Annotated in this window: 14 protein-coding genes and 4 tRNA genes; 17 read left to right on the plus strand and 1 reads right to left on the minus strand. The window is 47.7% G+C overall.

What is annotated here, in order from left to right; genetic code table 11:
* Positions 1–63 precede the first annotated feature (63 nt).
* The 5 genes from ACI7RC_RS21090 (at position 64) to rocF (ending at position 1,737) form a co-directional block, all read left to right on the plus strand.
* A tRNA-Gly gene (locus ACI7RC_RS21090) sits at positions 64–139 on the plus strand.
* 317 nt (positions 140–456) lie between these two features.
* Positions 457–533, plus strand: a tRNA-Arg gene (locus tag ACI7RC_RS21095).
* A 5-nt stretch (positions 534–538) separates the two neighbouring features.
* A tRNA-Pro gene (locus ACI7RC_RS21100) sits at positions 539–615 on the plus strand.
* A gap of 4 nt (positions 616–619) precedes the next feature.
* Positions 620–693: transfer RNA gene (locus tag ACI7RC_RS21105), tRNA-Gly, on the plus strand.
* Between the two features lie 147 nt (positions 694–840).
* Positions 841–1,737, plus strand: coding sequence for an arginase (gene rocF, locus ACI7RC_RS21110; RefSeq protein ID WP_408110168.1), 897 nt, complete (start codon positions 841–843; stop codon positions 1,735–1,737).
* Between the two features lie 100 nt (positions 1,738–1,837).
* Here the strand turns inward: rocF and ACI7RC_RS21115 are convergent, their stop codons facing one another.
* A complete protein-coding gene (locus ACI7RC_RS21115; RefSeq protein ID WP_408110218.1) occupies positions 1,838–2,008 on the minus strand; it encodes a Spo0E family sporulation regulatory protein-aspartic acid phosphatase in 171 nt (56 codons plus the stop codon).
* Between the two features lie 172 nt (positions 2,009–2,180).
* On the opposite strand from ACI7RC_RS21115, the gene sigW reads away from it, so the two are divergent.
* From sigW to ACI7RC_RS21175, 12 genes are all read left to right on the plus strand, one after another.
* Positions 2,181–2,744: an RNA polymerase sigma factor SigW gene (sigW, locus tag ACI7RC_RS21120; protein WP_408110169.1), complete on the plus strand. Its 564-nt coding sequence runs from the start codon at positions 2,181–2,183 to the stop codon at positions 2,742–2,744.
* Positions 2,745–2,765: 21 nt separating this feature from the next.
* On the plus strand, positions 2,766–3,389 hold the full coding sequence (locus ACI7RC_RS21125; RefSeq protein ID WP_408110170.1) for a zf-HC2 domain-containing protein: 624 nt from the start codon (positions 2,766–2,768) through the stop codon (positions 3,387–3,389).
* Positions 3,390–3,498: 109 nt separating this feature from the next.
* On the plus strand, positions 3,499–4,317 hold the full coding sequence (gene cdaA / locus ACI7RC_RS21130; RefSeq protein WP_408110171.1) for a diadenylate cyclase CdaA: 819 nt from the start codon (positions 3,499–3,501) through the stop codon (positions 4,315–4,317).
* Positions 4,310–5,542: a CdaR family protein gene (locus ACI7RC_RS21135; protein ID WP_408110172.1), complete on the plus strand. Its 1,233-nt coding sequence runs from the start codon at positions 4,310–4,312 to the stop codon at positions 5,540–5,542. Before cdaA ends, ACI7RC_RS21135 begins: the two co-directional genes overlap by 8 nt.
* 43 nt (positions 5,543–5,585) lie before the next feature.
* Positions 5,586–6,932, plus strand: coding sequence for a phosphoglucosamine mutase (glmM, locus tag ACI7RC_RS21140; RefSeq protein ID WP_408110173.1), 1,347 nt, complete (start codon positions 5,586–5,588; stop codon positions 6,930–6,932).
* Between the two features lie 453 nt (positions 6,933–7,385).
* Positions 7,386–9,218, plus strand: a complete 1,833-nt coding sequence (gene glmS, locus ACI7RC_RS21145) for a glutamine--fructose-6-phosphate transaminase (isomerizing) (RefSeq protein WP_408110174.1) — start codon at positions 7,386–7,388, stop codon at positions 9,216–9,218.
* Positions 9,219–9,881: 663 nt separating this feature from the next.
* Positions 9,882–10,229 (plus strand): Tn7-like element transposition protein TnsE, encoded by a 348-nt coding sequence (locus tag ACI7RC_RS21150; protein ID WP_408110219.1) that lies wholly within the window; start codon positions 9,882–9,884, stop codon positions 10,227–10,229.
* 107 nt (positions 10,230–10,336) lie between these two features.
* A complete protein-coding gene (locus ACI7RC_RS21155; protein WP_408110175.1) occupies positions 10,337–11,938 on the plus strand; it encodes a restriction endonuclease subunit S in 1,602 nt (533 codons plus the stop codon).
* Positions 11,939–11,965: 27 nt separating this feature from the next.
* Positions 11,966–12,472 (plus strand): hypothetical protein, encoded by a 507-nt coding sequence (locus tag ACI7RC_RS21160; RefSeq protein ID WP_408110176.1) that lies wholly within the window; start codon positions 11,966–11,968, stop codon positions 12,470–12,472.
* A gap of 46 nt (positions 12,473–12,518) precedes the next feature.
* Entirely contained in the window at positions 12,519–14,042 is a 1,524-nt protein-coding gene (locus ACI7RC_RS21165; RefSeq protein ID WP_408110177.1) for a class I SAM-dependent DNA methyltransferase, read from the plus strand.
* Positions 14,032–15,387, plus strand: coding sequence for a restriction endonuclease subunit S (locus ACI7RC_RS21170; protein ID WP_408110178.1), 1,356 nt, complete (start codon positions 14,032–14,034; stop codon positions 15,385–15,387). Before ACI7RC_RS21165 ends, ACI7RC_RS21170 begins: the two co-directional genes overlap by 11 nt.
* A 23-nt stretch (positions 15,388–15,410) precedes the next feature.
* Positions 15,411–18,548 (plus strand): type I restriction endonuclease subunit R, encoded by a 3,138-nt coding sequence (locus ACI7RC_RS21175; protein ID WP_408110179.1) that lies wholly within the window; start codon positions 15,411–15,413, stop codon positions 18,546–18,548.
* Positions 18,549–18,601 lie beyond the last annotated feature (53 nt).

Genomic DNA, 18,601 nt, shown 5'->3' on the forward strand with positions numbered 1-18,601 from the left:
TTTTAATCAGAGGGTCGAAGGTTCGAGTCCTTCATGGCTCACCACATGATTTATCATGTCTGTGCGGACGTAGCTCAATTGGTAGAGCGTCGCCTTGCCAAGGCGAAGGGCGCGGGTTCGAGACCCGTCGTCCGCGCCATTATTGAAACTGCAGAAGGGTCTCTCACCCGTACCGGGTTTACCCTCGATGCATTTCAAGAAGCAGCGCTCGGGTACTGCACATCTGGCTGCGCGTTGAAGTAATTCGACGTAGTGTCGCCAGGAAGAAGCGAGACCCGTCGTCCGCTCCATTATTGAAACTGCAGAAGGGTCTCTCACCCGTACCGGGTTTACCCTCGATGCATTTCAAGAAGCAGCGCTCGGGTACTGCACATCTGGCTGCGCGTTGAAGTAATTCGACGTAGTGTCGCCAGGAAGAAGCGAGACCCGTCGTCCGCTCCATTTTCAACTTCATATGTGCCCTTAGCTCAGCTGGATAGAGCGTTTGACTACGAATCAAAAGGTCGGGAGTTCGAATCTCTCAGGGCACGCCATTCGTCGGGAAGTAGCTCAGCTTGGTAGAGTACTTGGCTTGGGACCAAGGGGTCGCAGGTTCGAATCCTGTCTTCCCGACCATGATGCGGGTGTAGTTCAATGGTAGAACCCCAGCCTTCCAAGCTGGTCGCGTGGGTTCGATTCCCATCACCCGCTCCATTTTTTTGTCAAGGTAGCGAGCGGCGTCAGGCTGCTCGCTTTTGTTTTCTCAAAATTAGTATAACTATGCAGATTCCTGTCGAGTTGAGTCATTTTTCCCAGTCAGGCTACAATATAAGTAGCCATTACGGGAAGGGGATATCGACAGTGAACAAAAACATAACAATTATAGGTGTACCTATGGACCTGGGTGCTGACCGGCGCGGCGTGGATATGGGGCCAAGCGCGATCCGGTACGCGGGAGTAGTCAAGCGGTTGGAAGGGATGGGGTTTGCGATCAAGGATATTGGCGATATCCCGGTGACGCGGCCACATACCTTCACTGAGACCGAGCACCATAAGTATTTGGATGAGGTAGTGGCGGCTAATGAAGAACTGGCGAATGCAGTAAGCCAGGAGGTAGAAGCTGGACGTTTTCCGCTTGTTTTGGGCGGCGACCACAGTATCGCCATGGGGACGATCGCAGGAGTAGCCAAACACAGAAAGAACCTCGGGGTCATCTGGTTTGATGCTCATGGAGATTTAAATACGGGCGAAACATCCCCAACTGGCAATATTCACGGAATGCCGCTGGCTGCCAGTATGGGGCTTGGTCATCAGCAACTAGTGAATATTGGCGGGTTTTCCCCGAAACTAAAGCCGGAAAATATCGTGATCATTGGGGCGCGCGACCTCGACAGCGGTGAACGAAAACTCATAAAAGAACGGGGCATAAAGGTCTTCACCATGCATGAGATTGATCGGCTGGGGATGGCAAGAGTGATGGAGGAAGCGATAGCTCACGTAAGCAAAGGAACAGATGGCGTCCATCTCAGCCTTGATCTGGATGGCTTAGATCCACATGACGCTCCCGGAGTAGGGACACCAGTCATTGGCGGCATTTCTTACCGGGAGGGCCATTTGGCGATGGAAATACTGGCAGAGTCGGATATTCTCACATCTGCCGAATTTGTTGAAGTTAACCCAATTCTGGACGAGCAGAACAGAACGGCCCGTGTGGCTGTAGCATTGATGAGTTCCGTATTTGGCGATAAATTGTTATAATAGACCTATACCAAAAAGCCGCGTAGGATCCTTATCCTGACGCAGCCGCGAAAAAGAGAGGGGAAGTCCCTCTCTTTTCCTCTTTACTGTTCTGGAAAAACTAGTTACATTCAAAAGATGAATGGTGCAATTTATTAAGAAGTTGGTCCAATTTGGCGCTTAGTTCGACTAGTTCTGGAGTGATGGCGGAGTCGTGCTTGTACTGTTCGTTAAGTTGCTGTCGCAGCTCCTCGATTTGTCGGAGGACAAGTTCAATGCACACTGCAGCCACTCCTTTGGATATTTGATATAGATGCCACGTAATTACTACCAATATATGCTGAATCTGGCCCAATATACCCAATTTTTATTCAGCTTTTATTGAAAAACATCCCGCTAATAAGTTGAAACAAAATAACGGGTAGTTCGTATAAACAAGGTACGGCAACGCCGGGGAGGAAAGCATGGAATTCGTAGAAAAACGGTTGACGGAGCGGGCGAAGCGGGGGGACCGCGAAGCCTTTGCGGAACTGGTGGACATATATAAAGATAAAATTTACCAGTTGGCTTTCCGGATGGTAGGCAACCGCCAGGAAGCGGAAGATATCGCCCAGGAAACATTCCTGCGCGTCTTTGCGAACCTGCATACCTATGACGAAAGCTACAAGTTCTCTACCTGGATCTACCGTATCGCTACCAACTTATGTATCGACCGGGGACGCAAAAAGAAACCGCACTTTTCTCTTGACGAAGAGGCGGAAGGGACAGAAGGGCTTGACTGGTATTCCCGCCTTTCTTCTAATGAAAAAACCCCGGAAGAAAAGATGGTGACGCGGGAACTTCAAGATACGGTTCAGGAGGCTTTGACTCAACTATCCCCCAAGTACCGCTCCATTATGATATTGCGTTATATAGAGGATTTATCACTGCAGGAAATCAGCGATGTTCTAAAATTGCCGATAACAACGATCAAAACGAGGATTCACCGCGGTCGTGAAGCGTTGCGTGGAAAGCTTCAACACATGTAGTAGAAAGGAGATCAACCTCAGATGGAATGCAGAGAAAAACATCTTCTCATCCATTCCTTTTTGGATGGGGATATTGACGAATTAAGCAATCACCGCCTGCAAGAACATCTCAGGGACTGTGCGGAATGTCGCCAGTACTTACGCGAATTGCAGAAAACCGTGGCGCTGGTTCAAAGTTTGTCGCACGTATGTGCACCGTCCGATTTTACCAATCGGGTGCTTGCACAGCTGCCGGCTCCTTCAGGGATGAATCGCTTTTCAGCCTGGTTGAGAAAGCATCCGTTTGTCACTGCCGCGGCTGTCTTCTTCTTCTTGATGGCCGGGAGCGTGTCCGCCACCTGGATCGAACGTGATCAAACACTTCAGGTGTCTTCCAACAGCCTGGACCAGCTAAAAATTGATCGGGCGCGCAATCTTGTCGTTGTACCTGAGGGCACGACGATCGTAGGCGACTTGGTTGTCCGTAATGGAAGTGTCGAAGTGCAAGGCAAAGTTCAAGGTAATGTAGTAGCCATAGATGGGAAAGTTTTTTTAGCATCCACCGCTAACGTCGCAGGAGATGCTGAATCAATAGAGGCGATTTTTGATTGGATTTGGTACGAACTGAAAAATATCGGAAATAACTTGCTTCCCATCGCCCCTTAGGAGAAAATAAGGTAAAATAGGCACGGCCGACAAATAGCCGTGCTTTTTCGCAGCCAATTCCCGAGCTATCGCTGTTGCAAAAGGTGTGAGAATAATGTGGGGGCTTCACATGGGGAATATTGAATACGCAAATATACTCCGCTACGTGATCGATATTTTACTTGTCACGTACGTTATTTATAAATTATTGATGCTGATTCGCGGAACAAGGGCTGTCCAGCTCTTGAAGGGGATTTTAGTGGTCGTCATCACCTGGCTGCTCAGCAAATGGTTCGAACTGACCACCTTGTATTGGCTGATGTCACAGGCATTTACCTTTGGGATGCTGGCGTTGGTGATTATTTTCCAACCCGAGTTGAGACGAGCCTTAGAGCAGTTGGGGAGGGGCAAGCTGTTTTCCCGAACGTATTCGAATCAAGGTGAAGAAGTTGTCCAACGCATGGTTCAAGAAGTCGGCAAATCTGTTACGTACATGGCCAAACGGAGAATTGGGGCCCTGATCGTGATTGAGCGGGAAACCGGGCTTAACGACTACGTAGAGACCGGCATTCAAATCAATGGACGGGTGACTTCGGAACTATTAATCAACATTTTTATCCCAAATACACCGCTCCATGATGGAGCAGTCATTATACGCAAAGACACTGTGCTGGCAGCGGGTTGTTATTTGCCGCTTACAGAAAATCCCACCATTTCAAAGGAACTAGGAACCCGCCACCGCGCAGCAATCGGCATGAGTGAGGTATCAGACGGCTTGTCGATTGTCGTCTCAGAAGAGACGGGACAAGTGTCCTACGCATCGAATGGCGAAGTAAAACGAGGTTTAACCGAAGAGCAACTGAAAGAGATGCTGCTTGAACAACTGACTCCGCCGGCGAAGAACAAGTCTATGGGGGGTCGCTGGCAATGGGGGCGAAAACATGGATAGATGGCTAAACAGTCCTTGGTTTGTCAGAGCAATCGCCTTATTGATGGCAATCATGTTGTGGATGGCCGTGAATATCGAGCCGCAGCCGGGCCCCGGCACGGATACGAATCGCCCGATGATCATGAACGGGTTAAACCTGAAGGTCTATTATGATTCCGATCGTTATGAGGTAGTAAGGGCTCCACAATCAGTCAGCGTGGCTGTAGAAAGCAGCAATCCGTTTTTCCGCTACAGCATCGGAGCTGATCAGCTTGAGGTCTACGTAGACCTCAGAGGCAAAGGGAAGGGTGTCCATCGAGTACCCGTGCAGTATAAAGGATTCCCCAGCGACGCAAGAGTGGCGATAACGCCCTCCACTGTTGAAGTGACCCTGGAAGAGAAACAGACGGTGGAAAAAGAAGTGAAAGTGGAGCTGTTGGGACAGGTCGCAGCAGGCTACACGGCCGGCACTCCGGAAGTGAAGCCGGAGAGGGTTCACGTCATTGTGCCGGAGAGCCAGGTAAACAATGTCGCTTACGTGAAGGCCACAGTTAACCTGGAAGGGGCAACATCGCCGATTAATACCTCCGTTGAGTTAAAAGTGGTCGATAAGCAAGGAAACGTCATGCCTCAGGCGGAAGTGACGCCCCATAAAGTAGAGGTCAATGTACCCGTAACGAGTCCATTTATCATCGTGCCCATTAAAATAAACTTGACGAATGACTTGCCTGATGGATATAGTTTGGCTAGTGTGCAAACTAGTACGGAAGAGGTGACGGTGTTCGGACCACAAGATGTAATCAGGGGCCTTACCGTATATCCAGGGCCGGATATCGATCTGAGCAACATTACATCGGATCGGCTGCTGCAATTGAAAATTCCGCTTGTCGATAAGGTCGTCAAAGTTCAACCGGATGATTTGGAAGTGACGCTGAAAGTCGTTCGTTCGCAAACGAAGCAGTTAAAAGGCGTACCGCTGAGGATCAGCGGACTGTCTGACGACCTCCAGGCAAAAATATTAACTCCTGAGGGGCAGGAGATTACCACAATTGATTTTGACGTGATCGGGGCGCCGCAAAACTTGAAGGATCTCACTCCTGATAATGCCCAGATCATCGCCGATGTGAGCAACCTGCCCATTGGGGTACATGAGATACCGATTATTTACAAGCTGCCCAACTACCTGAAGACGGCACCGAATGCGATCAAACAGGTAACGGTTGAAATTACGAGCAAACAAGGATAAACACAGGTAAAGATGTTGAGAAGCGAAGAAAAGAGGGACAAGGATGGGGAAGTATTTCGGAACAGATGGTGTACGTGGAGTTGCCAACTCTCAATTAACGCCTGAACTAGCCTTCAAAATTGGCCGGATCGGCGGCTACGTACTTACCAGACACAAACAGGAAGGCAAACCAAAGGTAGTCATCGGACGAGATACTCGCATATCTGGACAAATGCTGGAAAATGCGCTGATTGCCGGCTTATTATCGGTTGGCTCAGAGGTAGTGCGGCTCGGAATTATCCCTACGTCGGGTGTTGCTTATCTGACTCGTGCTCTAGGCGCTGATGCTGGCGTCATGATCTCTGCGTCACACAACCCATTTCCGGATAATGGGATCAAATTCTTTGGCAGTGACGGTTTTAAACTAAGCGATGAAGTCGAACTGGAAATCGAGCAGTATATGGATGCTGCGGAAGATAACCTGCCTCGTCCAACCGGGGATAAGATCGGGTCGCTGTTGGAGTACCTGGAAGGCGCCCAAAAATACCTTTCTCACTTGAAGAGTACGGTTTCTGAGCGATTTGAAGGGGTAAAGGTCGTTCTGGATTGTGCGAATGGGGCCGTGGCCTCGCTAGCGGCCCGTCTGTTTGCCGACGTAGAAGCGGAAGTGATTACGATTGGTGCCAATCCTAACGGCACGAACATCAATGAACAGTGCGGTTCGACTCATCCGGAAAAATTACAGGAAGAGGTTCTCAAGCATCAAGCCAATATTGGTCTCGGTTTTGATGGCGACGCCGATCGCTGTATCGCTGTCGACGAAAAAGGTGAAATTGTTGACGGTGACTACATCATGGCGATATGCGCCCGTGCCCTAAAGGCAAACGGCGATTTGAACAACAACACGATCGTGACGACTGTCATGGCAAACCTGGGCTTTTTTAAGGCGATGGAGGAGCTGGGTATCAACACGACGAAAACAGCGGTCGGGGACCGTTACGTTGTCGAAGAGATGCTACGAGGCGGTTACAACCTCGGCGGTGAACAATCCGGGCATATCATCTTCCTTGACCACAATACGACTGGGGACGGACTTTTGACCGGTCTGCAACTGCTCAACGTGGTAAAGGAAACCGGCAAGCCGCTATCGGAGCTCAAGCAGGTGATGACCAAATACCCGCAGCTGCTGGTCAACGTCGCTGTTGCTGATAAATCGAAGCTGGCCGGCAACGAAGTGATCGAAAATGCCATCAAGGAAGCTGAACGTGAACTGGCTGACAATGGGCGGGTGCTGGTTCGCCCTTCCGGTACGGAGCCGCTTGTCCGTGTCATGGCAGAAGGGCCGGATAAGGACCAGCTGGAATCGCTTGTGCAGCGAATAGCAGAAGTGGTAAAGCGGGAGTTGTCCTAATAAAATAGAGGCGGGGAGCGGCACGAAGCTGCTCCTTGCTGCATAAATTAGGAAAAAAGCCATTGTTGTTGAATTGAGAAAGCTATGGTAAAGTAAGGTTGGTCAAATCAATGAAGCCGGCGAAAGGAGGCGATCATGGAGAAAATCGGATTACCGATAAGCTGGCAGATTTGCTGACCGATGGTTCACGAAGCGCCAGAACTGCGGCTGCCCGGCATGGAGCGCAGTTGACGAGGTGGAGGTTTATCGAAGAGTTCGGCGGATGCCTCCCGGTAGCTCGTATCTCTACCGCAAGTACAGGGACAAAACGTTGGGGCAACTCAATGCACAATACCTGTATCAGATACGCAAAGAGGAGAAATTTGAGGAATGACGGGGACGCACCCCGTTAAAAATGAAAGAGTTGTTGGGCTGTGTGTCCCCGTCGTTTGACGTCGAAAGGGGATTACACATATGTGCGGTATTGTAGGATACATTGGAAATAAGGATGCGCAAAAAGTCATTGTCGATGGTCTGCGGAAATTGGAGTATCGCGGGTACGATTCAGCTGGTGTTGCAGTCTTGACAGATCAGGGCTTGGAACTGGAAAAAGCACAGGGCCGTCTTGCTGTTCTCGAAGAACGCTTGGTCACGAATCCGCTTCAGGGCGTAATCGGCATTGGCCATACGCGGTGGGCGACACACGGGAAGCCTTCTGATCAGAATGCACACCCGCATATCGATGAAAAAACCAAATTTGCTGTCGTTCACAACGGGATCATCGAAAATTTTATTTCCATTAAGGCAGAACTGTTGGAGAAGGGATACACCTTTACTTCGGAAACGGACACAGAAGTAATTGCCCATTTACTAGCAGATCTTTACGATGGAGATCTTGTGTCAACTGCCCGCAAGGCTGTTCAAAAAATGCGCGGAGCTTATGCACTGGGGATCATGACCTCCCACGAACCGGATAAACTGGTTGCCGTTCGCCTGGCCAGCCCGCTGATCGTCGGCATCGGCGAAGGAGAAAGCTTTATCGGCTCGGACATCCCTGCCATCCTGGAACACACTCGTGACGTGTACATTCTTGATGAGGGAGAACTGGCTGTTCTGACCCGGGACGGTGTAGAGCTCTACAAGGTCGACACAGGGGAAAAAATCGCACGCGACCTGTTTCATGTCGATTGGGATCTCGTCCAAGCTGAAAAAGGCGGCTACGACTCGTTTATGCTGAAGGAGATTCACGAGCAGCCGCAAGCCATTCGCGATACGATCGGTTCCCGCGTGGACGAAAAGAACAAGCAGATCGTCTTTCCTGAATTAAAGATGAGCGATGCAGAGTTGGCTGCCTATGACAGAATCTACATCGTCGCTTGCGGAACATCGATGCACGCAGGTCTCGTCGGTAAAGATGTCATTGAAAAAATCACCCGCGTCCCGGTGGAAGTGGCCGTTGCTTCGGAATTCCGCTACCGCGATCCGATCTTTACGGATAAAACGCTCATGATCGTGATCAGCCAATCGGGTGAAACGGCAGATACCTTGGCCGCTCTGCGGGATTCCAAGAAAAAAGGCGTAAAAGTCTTGGCGATCACCAACGTAGTGGGAAGCTCTGTCGCTCGCGAAGCGGACGAGGTCGTCTTTACTTGGGCAGGGCCCGAAGTTGCCGTAGCTTCCACGAAGGCTTATACCAGCCAGGTGGCTGCGCTCTACCTGTTCGCCCTGTATTTTGCCCAAGTGAAGCAGACGATGTCCGCGGAGGAAATCGCTGCAGTGATCGAGGAGCTGCAAGAGCTGCCTGCCAAGATCTCCGCCATTCTCGACGATCAGGACGCTGTTCGTGAGTTTGCCGACAGCATCAAGGAAGTAGACAGCCTGTTCTTCATCGGCCGCGGCCTCGATTATTCCGTCTCTTTGGAAGGGTCGCTGAAATTGAAGGAGATCTCCTACATCCATTCAGAAGCGTACCCGGCCGGCGAGCTGAAGCACGGCACCCTGGCGTTGATCGAAGACAACGTCCCTGTGGTGGCCATCGCTACGCAACCGGATATCTACGAAAAGATGGTCAGCAATATCATCGAGGTGAAAGCCCGCGGCGCCCGCGTTCTGGGCTTTGCCCTCGAAGGCGACAATGAACTGGCGAACACCGTAGATCACGTCATTCACATTCCAAAGACGCTGCCATTCCTAACGCCGCTCTTAACCGTCATTCCGCTCCAACTGCTCGCCTACTACGCTTCGACAGCCAAAGGCCTTGATGTGGATAAACCGAGGAATTTGGCGAAGAGTGTAACGGTGGAGTAAGAAGGGGAAGTTGGGTAGTTGTATTTGTTCGATGAAAATAATGTTTTAGACTCAGAAAATAAAGTATTAGACTGTGAAAATAATGTTTTAGACTCAGAAAATAAAGTATTAGACTGTGAAAATAATGTAATAGACTGAGCGAATGGGGTATTATGGTAGTAACGGCTCTACTATTACGTCAACAGATCCTACAGCATAGATTTGCACAATGACTCCTTTTTGGGGCTGCCTTAGGGTGGCCCCTTTTTNAATAGACTGAGCGAATGGGGTATTATGGTAGTAACGGCTCTACTATTACGTCAACAGATCCTACAGCATAGATTTGCACAATGACTCCTTTTTGGGGCTGCCTTAGGGTGGCCCCTTTTTATTTTGGGAAATGAGTTAGGAGTGAGCATATGGCCAAGCGAAATCGGCAAATTACTGGTGCCAAGATCGAAAAGTATATTAAAGAAGGTTGAGGTCAAGGTATCGGCAAAGATTATTTGCCTTGGCTGGAGATACAAGATGTTCCATCTACACGGTTGTTGGTGGAGATACTCCTCCGATTGAATTTCAGACGATTGAGACAGTATCTGTACACGAAGCTATTGGCTTGGAGCGTTTTTTAAGATGATCGAAATTCTAAAGTAGGTGTTTCTGGTTGATATCCGGCTGTCTGTGGTGCGAGTTCCACCGGGAAAGAGGTTTTCAGTATGCCCGAACGGTGCTCGCCGAACTTGTGCGATCGTTCAATTAACGAATGGCAACAGTACGAGTTATGTTATCGAGGTGGCACGGCCGGATGATTGGTCAATCTCTACGTTGATGATTAGGCCGACAGGACATGTTCCCTTTTCCACCAAAGAAGCGGATATCCAACTGATTTTAGAAGGAATGGTTGAAAAAGGCGGACACTGGGACCAAAACGTTCTCGACAGATGTAGAAATATGGATATTGATAAGATCAGGCATTATGAGAGTGATAGTCCCAGGGATTGGGCAGGTAGATTGATCAGGAAAATTACATAAAGAAAAGGAGATCCGAAAAACAGGATCTCTTTTTTTGGTATTGCAATACTAAATTATGAAGTGGTATTATTTAGGTATGGAAAAGGTTATTGGAAGCAGGTGGTAGTTTGATCGAAACATTTTGGAATATATGCCTTCTCCATGATATTGTTTCCCGAGACCAATTGCTGCGAGAAGCAATTCGGGTTGTTCGAACCAAACAGACCATCACGAAGCAAGAAAGCTTGGATCAGAATGTTCAAGAGGAACCGGAGAAACTTTTTCGGTGGATGAAGGAGCATGTCGGGGATCGCGAATTGGGTCACTTCCCCGGCGATCGGGATTTGTTTTATAAACTGTACCATACTGGCAAGGATATGGACCTAATGGAGTACGCCTTGCAGACTATCCAGCATGATCGAGTTACTGGTGGGATAATCGTCCATCCTAGTATCATGGAACAGTTTGTAGATATGTGTAGTAGGCAAAACTATCAATCCCTTCTTATAACAGAAGCGGAGAAGTACATAAAAGGGATCGTGGAAACGAAATGTTGGACACGCCCCTTTACGATTACATTATTAACGGAAAGTTACATCATCGGAAGGCTGTTTAAGACCTACTTTGAATCCGTAACTAATGTTCATGTCATTCAAGGGTCTATTTATCAGATGCTGCCATTGGATGCGAAATATGAGGCTATCCTCTCGATTCCGAATTTCGGTATGAAAATGAACGATGACGCTGTTCCGATTCGTGAGTCCGAAGGCGCGGCGGTAAGCCACCTTCTCCCCCTCTTACATGATGGAGGACGGATGAGTGTGACCTTTCCAGCACGAATGATGTTTCAATCAGGAGCTATTGCTGACTGGCGGAAGCAGACAAATGAACTTGCTCCGGTGCAATCGATCTATGCACATCCTGATGGGCTGTTTCGCCCCTTCACTTCTATCAAGACCTATCAGGTGGAATTTGGTAAATTGGCTGTAAATGAAATTGTTTTAGGACGATGGAAAGTTGAGAAATCGAAGTTAGTTACAGAACGGAAAATCACCATGCATCCTGACCAGTTTCGGATATTGGATAATTGGCGCATCGACCTTCTTCTAGATGAAGATCAAGATACGCTCCGCTCATTTCAACAAGCTGCTATACCAAAAGTGAAGCTTCGAGATGTGGCAGATATTTTCCGTGGGAAGTCCATTCTGAAACAGGATTTACGGGCCGGGAGTATCAAAGTGTTAAACATCTCAAACCTTGATGATGGAGAAGTGCTTCTTGAGCAGTTGGAAACAATTGATGAGGAAGAACGAAAAGTCAAACGATATGAGATTCTCCCTGGTGACCTGGTGATGACATGTCGGGGAACCGTAAACAAATTGGCAGTATTCCCGGACAGTACCGACATGGTGATTGCCTCCGCGAATATTCTCGTCATTCGCTTTCGTAAGCTGATCCATAGCCATTATGCACAAATTTTTTTTGAAAGCCCGATTGGAATTGCGTTATTGCAAAGCTATCAGCGTGGAACGACGGTAATGAATCTTAATCCGAATGATATTGCAGAGATAGAAATCCCTCTGTTCAGCGAAGAAATCCAAGTATCGATAGTGAACAGATATAAACAGGAAAAAGAGATGTATCTCAAATCAATTCAAGCTGCAACAAAGCGTTGGAAGCAAGAAAGAGTTAAAATATACGATGAATTATGGGTAACCCAAAACAATTAGGATAAGCCAAAATGGGGAGGTATCGCAATGGGAGCTCTTCGGAAAGCGGACTTTTATTACGGCTCTTTGCTATCATGCTTTGTCAACAACGGACTTGCGCCAGCGATTATTGAGCCCGGTGAATCTCGTAGAATTTACAAATTAGGGACGAACATCGGCGATTTCCGGATTTATGCCAAATATGTTTCTACTCCTTTACCAAGACAAAAAAACGATGCACGATTATGGCAATTTATTTTTTCACCTGAAGAAGTGGAATATATTCGGGAGTATAAAGAAATCAAAACTACTTTATACTTTGCGTTAATATGCGGACAAGAAAAAATGCAGGATAGTGAAATTGCCATTTTGTCTTTAGATCAAGTAAAAGACTGTCTAGATGTACATTATGGCCGGGAAAGTTACCGAATCACAATAAAGAGTGAAAAAGGGACTCACGGTTTGAAAGCTTGGGGTACAGGTAGATCAGATCTTTTGGAGGGACGGGATAATACAATTCGGATATCACGAGATCTATTCTCCTACTTTAAATAGTATTCATACCGTTCTAATATAAAACTTCTTTGGGAGGACAAGTAGAATGGCAACAGCGAACATCGGATTTGAAGAAAAACTATGGAGCGTGGCCGACAAACTTCGCGGCAGCATGGATGCAGCGGAATATAAGCATGTGGCGCTGGGCTTGCTGTTTCTGAAATACGTCTCCGACGCATTTGAGGAAAAATACGAAGCTCTGAAAAATGAGCCGTACGCGGACCCGGAAGACCGGGATGAATATGTAGCGGACAACATCTTCTGGGTGCCAAAGGAAGCTCGTTGGAACCATATCAAGGATCATGCAAAAAAGCCGGAAATCGGGCAAATCATTGACAATGCCATGATCTCCACCGAGAAAGAAAACCCATCACTAAAAGGCGTACTGCCGAAGGATTACGCCAGACCGGCTTTAGATAAAACACGTCTCGGCGAAGTGATTGACCTGTTTTCATTTAAAGTCGGCGATGAAGAGAGTCGCTCAAAGGATGTGCTGGGTCGGGTATACGAGTACTTCTTGAGTAAATTTGCTAGTGCGGAAGGCAAAAACGGCGGCGAGTTCTACACCCCTACGAGCGTGGTTCGTCTGCTTGTAGAAATGATCCAGCCATTCAAAGGGCGTGTGTACGACCCGTGCTGTGGTTCCGGTGGCATGTTCGTGCAAAGTGAGAAGTTCGTCGAGGAACATCAAGGGCGAATTGGTGATATTGCGGTGTATGGGCAAGAATCGAATCCGACGACGTGGAAATTGTGCAAAATGAACCTAGCGATCCGGGGTATTGACGGGAACCTAGGTGAGCATCATGCGGATACATTTCATAACGATTTGCACAAAAATTTGAAAGCTGATTATATCCTGGCCAATCCTCCCTTCAATATTAGCGACTGGGGCGCTGAACGGCTGACTGAGGATGCACGCTGGACGTATGGGGTTCCACCAGCAGGAAATGCGAACTATGCCTGGATTCAGCATATCGTGAACAAGCTTGCGCCTAGTGGTGTAGCCGGTTTTGTATTGGCGAACGGTTCCATGTCTACGAGCACGACGGCGGAGTTTGAGATTCGCAGCAAACTGGTCAACGCGGATCTGGTTGACTGCATCGTTACCTTGCCGGGACAGCTTTTCTACTCGACGCAGATTCCGGTATGTCTCTGGTTTATCGCCAAAAATAAGGCTCCGAAGGGACTTCGCGATCGCCGCGGTGAAATCTTGTTTATTGATGCACGCAAGATGGGACATATGGTGGATCGTACCCACCGGGAGCTGAACACGGAAGACATCCGGAAGATCGCTGACACCTATCACGCATGGCGCGGTCAAGCGGAAGCCGGGACCTACGAGGATGTCAAAGGATTCTGCAAAGCGGCGAAGCTGGCTGATGTACAGGAACATGAGTACATTCTGACCCCGGGACGCTATGTCGGAATTGAAGATGTCGAAGAAGACGGGGAACCGTTTGAGGATAAAATGGCACGGTTGACGTCGGAGCTGGCGGAGCAGTTCGCCAAATCCCGTCAGTTGGAGGATGAGATTCGCAAGCGGCTTGGGGGGATTGGGTTTGAGTTTTGAGTGGAGAATCAAAAAAATAGATGAGATAAAGGCAGATATCCCGAATGCAATTGCAATGGGGCCATTTGGTTCAAATATTAAAACAGAGAACTTTGTAAATGAGGGAGTACCTATCATAAGGGGAACTAACCTTTCAGATGGTATGTTATACGAAGAGGATTACGTATTCTTAACTGAGCAAAAAGCAGACGAACTTAAGTCAAGTAACGCCTTCCCCCGTGATCTAATATTTACACATCGGGGTACACTAGGACAGGTTGGAATAATCCCTCTGAATTCAAAATATAAAAGATATGTTGTTTCTCAAAGTCAAATGAAGCTAACATGTGATATTAAAAAGGCAAATCCTTTCTTTGTTTATTACTTTTTCAAGTCACCAATTGGTCAACATGCCTTATTGATGAATACTTCAACTACTGGTGTTCCAGCTATTTCACGACCTGTTACTTCCTTGAAAAATATTGAAATACCTCTACCATCACTGGAGGAACAGGATCGAATTGTAAATTTATTAAGTGCATTGGACAACAAAATCGAACTCAACAACGCCATCAACAAAATCCTCGAAGAAATTGCCCAGGCTCTTTTTAAACGGTGGTTTGTAGACTTTGAGTTTCCAAATGATAATGGGGAACCGTATGAGTCCAGCGGCGGTGAGTTTGAGGAAAGTGAGTTGGGGTTGATTCCGAAGGGGTGGAAATTAACACAATTAGAAGAAGTCATAGACATTAACCCTAAAAGCGTTTTGAAAAAGGGTGAATGTAAACCCTATGTTGAAATGAAAAGTATTCAAAATAACTATGCTAGAGTTTCAGAATATATTATGCGGGAATATAGCTCGGGTTCAAAGTTTTCTTATGGTGATGTACTTTTTGCTCGAATCACACCTTGCTTAGAAAATGGCAAAACAGCGTATGTAGATTTTCTGAACGATAATGAAGTTGGTTGGGGATCTACTGAATTTATTGTCTTACGAAGTAGGCCAGGAATACCATCTGAATTTGCTTATTTTTTAGCAAGATCGGATCAATTTCGCTCCCATGCTATCTTAAGTATGACAGGTTCTTCAGGACGCCAAAGAGTACCTGAATCAAGCCTGAGGAATTATCGAATTCCTCTTCCCGTGACTCCAGATTTAATTCTAGCTTTTGGGGGAGTTGCTAAAAGTATATTAAACTTGATGAAAAGAAACGATGATGAGAGCAATAGATTAATCCAAATCCGCGACACCCTCCTCCCCAAACTCATGTCCGGAAAAGTCCGTGTACCGGTGGATCAAGAATCCCCACAAGCAACCCCATGGCAAATGGTTGCAGAAGAAAGCGAGCCATATAACGCTACCTAACCCAAAGGAGGTGCACACATCACATGAACTACTACACCACATCATTCACGGAAAGCGATCTGGAACAAGCTGCGTTGGAATGGTTCGAAGAGTTGAACTACGAAAAAGCCTACGGACCTGACATTGCACCCGAAGGCGAATATCCTGAGCGGCAGTTTTACCACGATGTTATTCTCAAAGACCGCCTTCGCGATGCGCTCATTCGCATCAACAAGCATTTGCCACGTGAAGCGATTGAGGAAGCGATCCGAATCATTGAAGTACCGCGCAGCCCGAGTCTTTTGATCAACAACAAAGCCTTTCAGAAAATGATTACCGACGGCATCGACGTGCAGTACCAAGCAGCTAACGGTGAGTATCCGACCGAAAAAGTCTGGTTGTTTGACACAGACCCTGAACGTATGGGCAATAATGACTTTCTTGTCGTCAACCAATTTACCGTCGTAGAGAATCAGGGGGAAAAGCGGCCGGATATCGTTGTTTTCGTGAACGGACTGCCGATCGCTGTCCTGGAACTGAAAAGCGCCTCCAATGAAGAGGTTGGCATTAGCGACGCGTACAATCAGGTTCAGACATACAAAGGCACGATCCCCTCGCTTTTTACCTACAATTCGTTCCTGGTGATCAGCGACGGAGTGAACGCACGTGTCGGCACACTGACGGCGAACGAAGACCGGTTTATGATGTGGCGTACTATAGATGGTGATGATGTGGCACCTTCCTCCATGCCCCAATTGGAAGTTCTGATTAAGGGGATGTTTGAAAAAAGTCGGGTGCTCGATCTCATTAAGCATTTTGTCCTGTACCAGACCGATGGGGAACAGCTCTTCAAAATACTGGCAGGATACCACCAATACCATGCCACCAACAAAGCGATTGCGAGCACACAAAGAGCCACGATGGACGAAGGAGATCGGAAAATCGGGGTCATCTGGCACACACAAGGCTCCGGGAAAAGCTTGTCCATGGTGTTTTATGCGGGTAAGCTCGTACTTACATTAAACAACCCGACGATCGTGGTTGTGACAGACCGAAATGACCTGGACGACCAGTTGTACAGTACGTTCAGTAAATCGAAGGATTTGCTACGTCAAACGCCGCTGCAAGCGGAGGATCGAGCACATCTAAGGGAGCTTTTGTCGGTGGAGTCAGGCGGGATCATTTTTACGACGGTACACAAGTTCACCCCTGACGAGAATGAAGACAAATATCCTGTGCTAACGGAACGGCGAAATGTCATTGTCATCGCAGACGAGGCCCATCGTAGCCAGTATGGTTTTCAGGCAGAAATGGTCACGGGAGATGACGAAGCAGCGATCAAATATGGTTATGCCAAATATATGCGGGACGCGCTGCCGAACGCTTCCTATATCGGATTTACCGGCACGCCAGTCGAACTGACGGACAAAAATACTCCTGCCGTATTCGGGGACTACATCGATATTTACGATATGACCCGTGCCGTAGAAGACGGAACGACGGTAAAAATCTATTACGAAAGCCGAATTGCCCGTTTGGAGCTGTCGGCGGAGGAACGCCCGGTCATTGACAGCGAGTATGAGGAGATTACGGAGTATCAGGAAGATACACAACGTGAGCGGTTGAAATCGCGTTGGGCTCGTCTTGAAGCATTGGCCGGAGCTGAGAAACGGGTTAAAAAGGTGGCCCAGGATGTCGTTGAACATTTTGAACAACGGCAGAACGCCGGTTTTGGCAAAGTAATGATCGTGGTGATGTCGCGGCGGATTGCTATCGATATGTACAAAGCGATTGTGGCGCTAAGGCCTGATTGGCACAGTGACGATGATAATGAAGGGAAAATCAAAATTGTCATGACTGGCAGCTCCAGCGATCCGGCGGAATGGCAGCCGTATATCGGCAACAAACGTCGTCGGGAACATTTGGCGAAACGGATGAAGGACGTCAAGGACCCTCTCCAGATTGTCATTGTTCGTGATATGTGGCTGACCGGGTTTGATGTCCCGAGTATGAACACCATGTATATCGATAAGCCAATGAAGGGACACAACCTGATGCAGGCGATTGCTCGTGTAAATCGGGTGTTCCGCGACAAGCCGGGCGGTCTGATCGTAGACTATATCGGCATAGCAGATATGCTGAAATCAGCCCTTCAACAATATACAGAAAACGACCGGAAAACCGCAGGCATTGACACGGATCAGGCTGTTGATTTCATGCTAGAGAAACTGCAACTGATTCGTGAACTGTTGCATGGCTACGACTATAGTAAATTTGCTTCGGAGAAAGCGTCCGAACGGATGAAGGCGATTGTCGAGACTATCGACTATGTTCTGGGTCTGGGTGATGAGCGAAAACGGAATTTTCTCAACTGGACTACCGAATTGGCAAGGGCTTACTCCCTGTGTGCCACTACCCTAGCTGCCGAGCAAGTTAATTTAGAAACCAGCTTTTTTAAAGCAGTGAAATCGGGGATCGTCAAATTGATCACGACTGAAAACAAAAGAAAAACGACAAATGAGCTAGATGCTGAGTTGAATCAGTTGATCTCCAAGTCGATTGTTTCCGATGAAGTGGTGGATATTTTGGAGGCGGTCGGTCTTCAAAAACCAAACATTGCGATTTTGTCGGACGAATTTCTGGAGCATGTGCGTGGGTTGAAACAAAAAAATCTGGCGGTCGAGCTACTGCGTAGGCTACTTCAAGGCAAAGTGAAGGATGTATCTCGGACTAGTCTCGTTCAATCCAAGAAGTTTTCCGAAATGCTTGAAGAAGCTGTACGAAAATACAATAATCGTACCATTGAAACGACACAGGTTATTGAAGAGCTCATTCAGATGGCCAAAGACATGGATACAGCAATGAAACGTGGCGAAAATCTCGGTCTTATCAAGGAAGAACTCGCCTTTTATGATGCGCTCGCATCAAACGAGTCGGCCAAAGAATTAATGGGCGATGTCATGTTAAAGCAGATTGCACACGAGCTAACCCAAGCAATCAAGAACAACATCAAGGTTGACTGGACGCTTCGTGAAAATGTTCGTGCGCAAATGCGGATTACGGTTAAACGGCTTTTGAAGAAATACGGGTATCCACCTGATCTGGAGAGGATGGCGATTGATCTTGTACTGCAGCAGGCAGAATTGATGGGGCAGGCAGAGACAGAAGAAAATGAATACTAACTAACATCAGGGCGTAGCAGATTAAGTTTTATTAGCTACGCCTTTTTAATTTT

It is taken from the genome of Brevibacillus sp. B_LB10_24, from assembly GCF_046036945.1.
Taxonomy (GTDB): Bacteria; Bacillota; Bacilli; order Brevibacillales; family Brevibacillaceae; genus Brevibacillus_C.

Coding starts and splice junctions, on each gene's coding strand:
- glmS (WP_408110174.1), top strand. CDS start 7,386: ATGTGCGGTATTGTAGGATACATTGGAAATAAGGATGCGCAAAAAGTC.
- ACI7RC_RS21160 (WP_408110176.1), top strand. CDS start 11,966: ATGGGAGCTCTTCGGAAAGCGGACTTTTATTACGGCTCTTTGCTATCA.
- cdaA (WP_408110171.1), top strand. CDS start 3,499: ATGGGGAATATTGAATACGCAAATATACTCCGCTACGTGATCGATATT.
- ACI7RC_RS21175 (WP_408110179.1), top strand. CDS start 15,411: ATGAACTACTACACCACATCATTCACGGAAAGCGATCTGGAACAAGCT.
- glmM (WP_408110173.1), top strand. CDS start 5,586: ATGGGGAAGTATTTCGGAACAGATGGTGTACGTGGAGTTGCCAACTCT.
- ACI7RC_RS21135 (WP_408110172.1), top strand. CDS start 4,310: ATGGATAGATGGCTAAACAGTCCTTGGTTTGTCAGAGCAATCGCCTTA.
- sigW (WP_408110169.1), top strand. CDS start 2,181: ATGGAATTCGTAGAAAAACGGTTGACGGAGCGGGCGAAGCGGGGGGAC.
- ACI7RC_RS21165 (WP_408110177.1), top strand. CDS start 12,519: ATGGCAACAGCGAACATCGGATTTGAAGAAAAACTATGGAGCGTGGCC.
- ACI7RC_RS21125 (WP_408110170.1), top strand. CDS start 2,766: ATGGAATGCAGAGAAAAACATCTTCTCATCCATTCCTTTTTGGATGGG.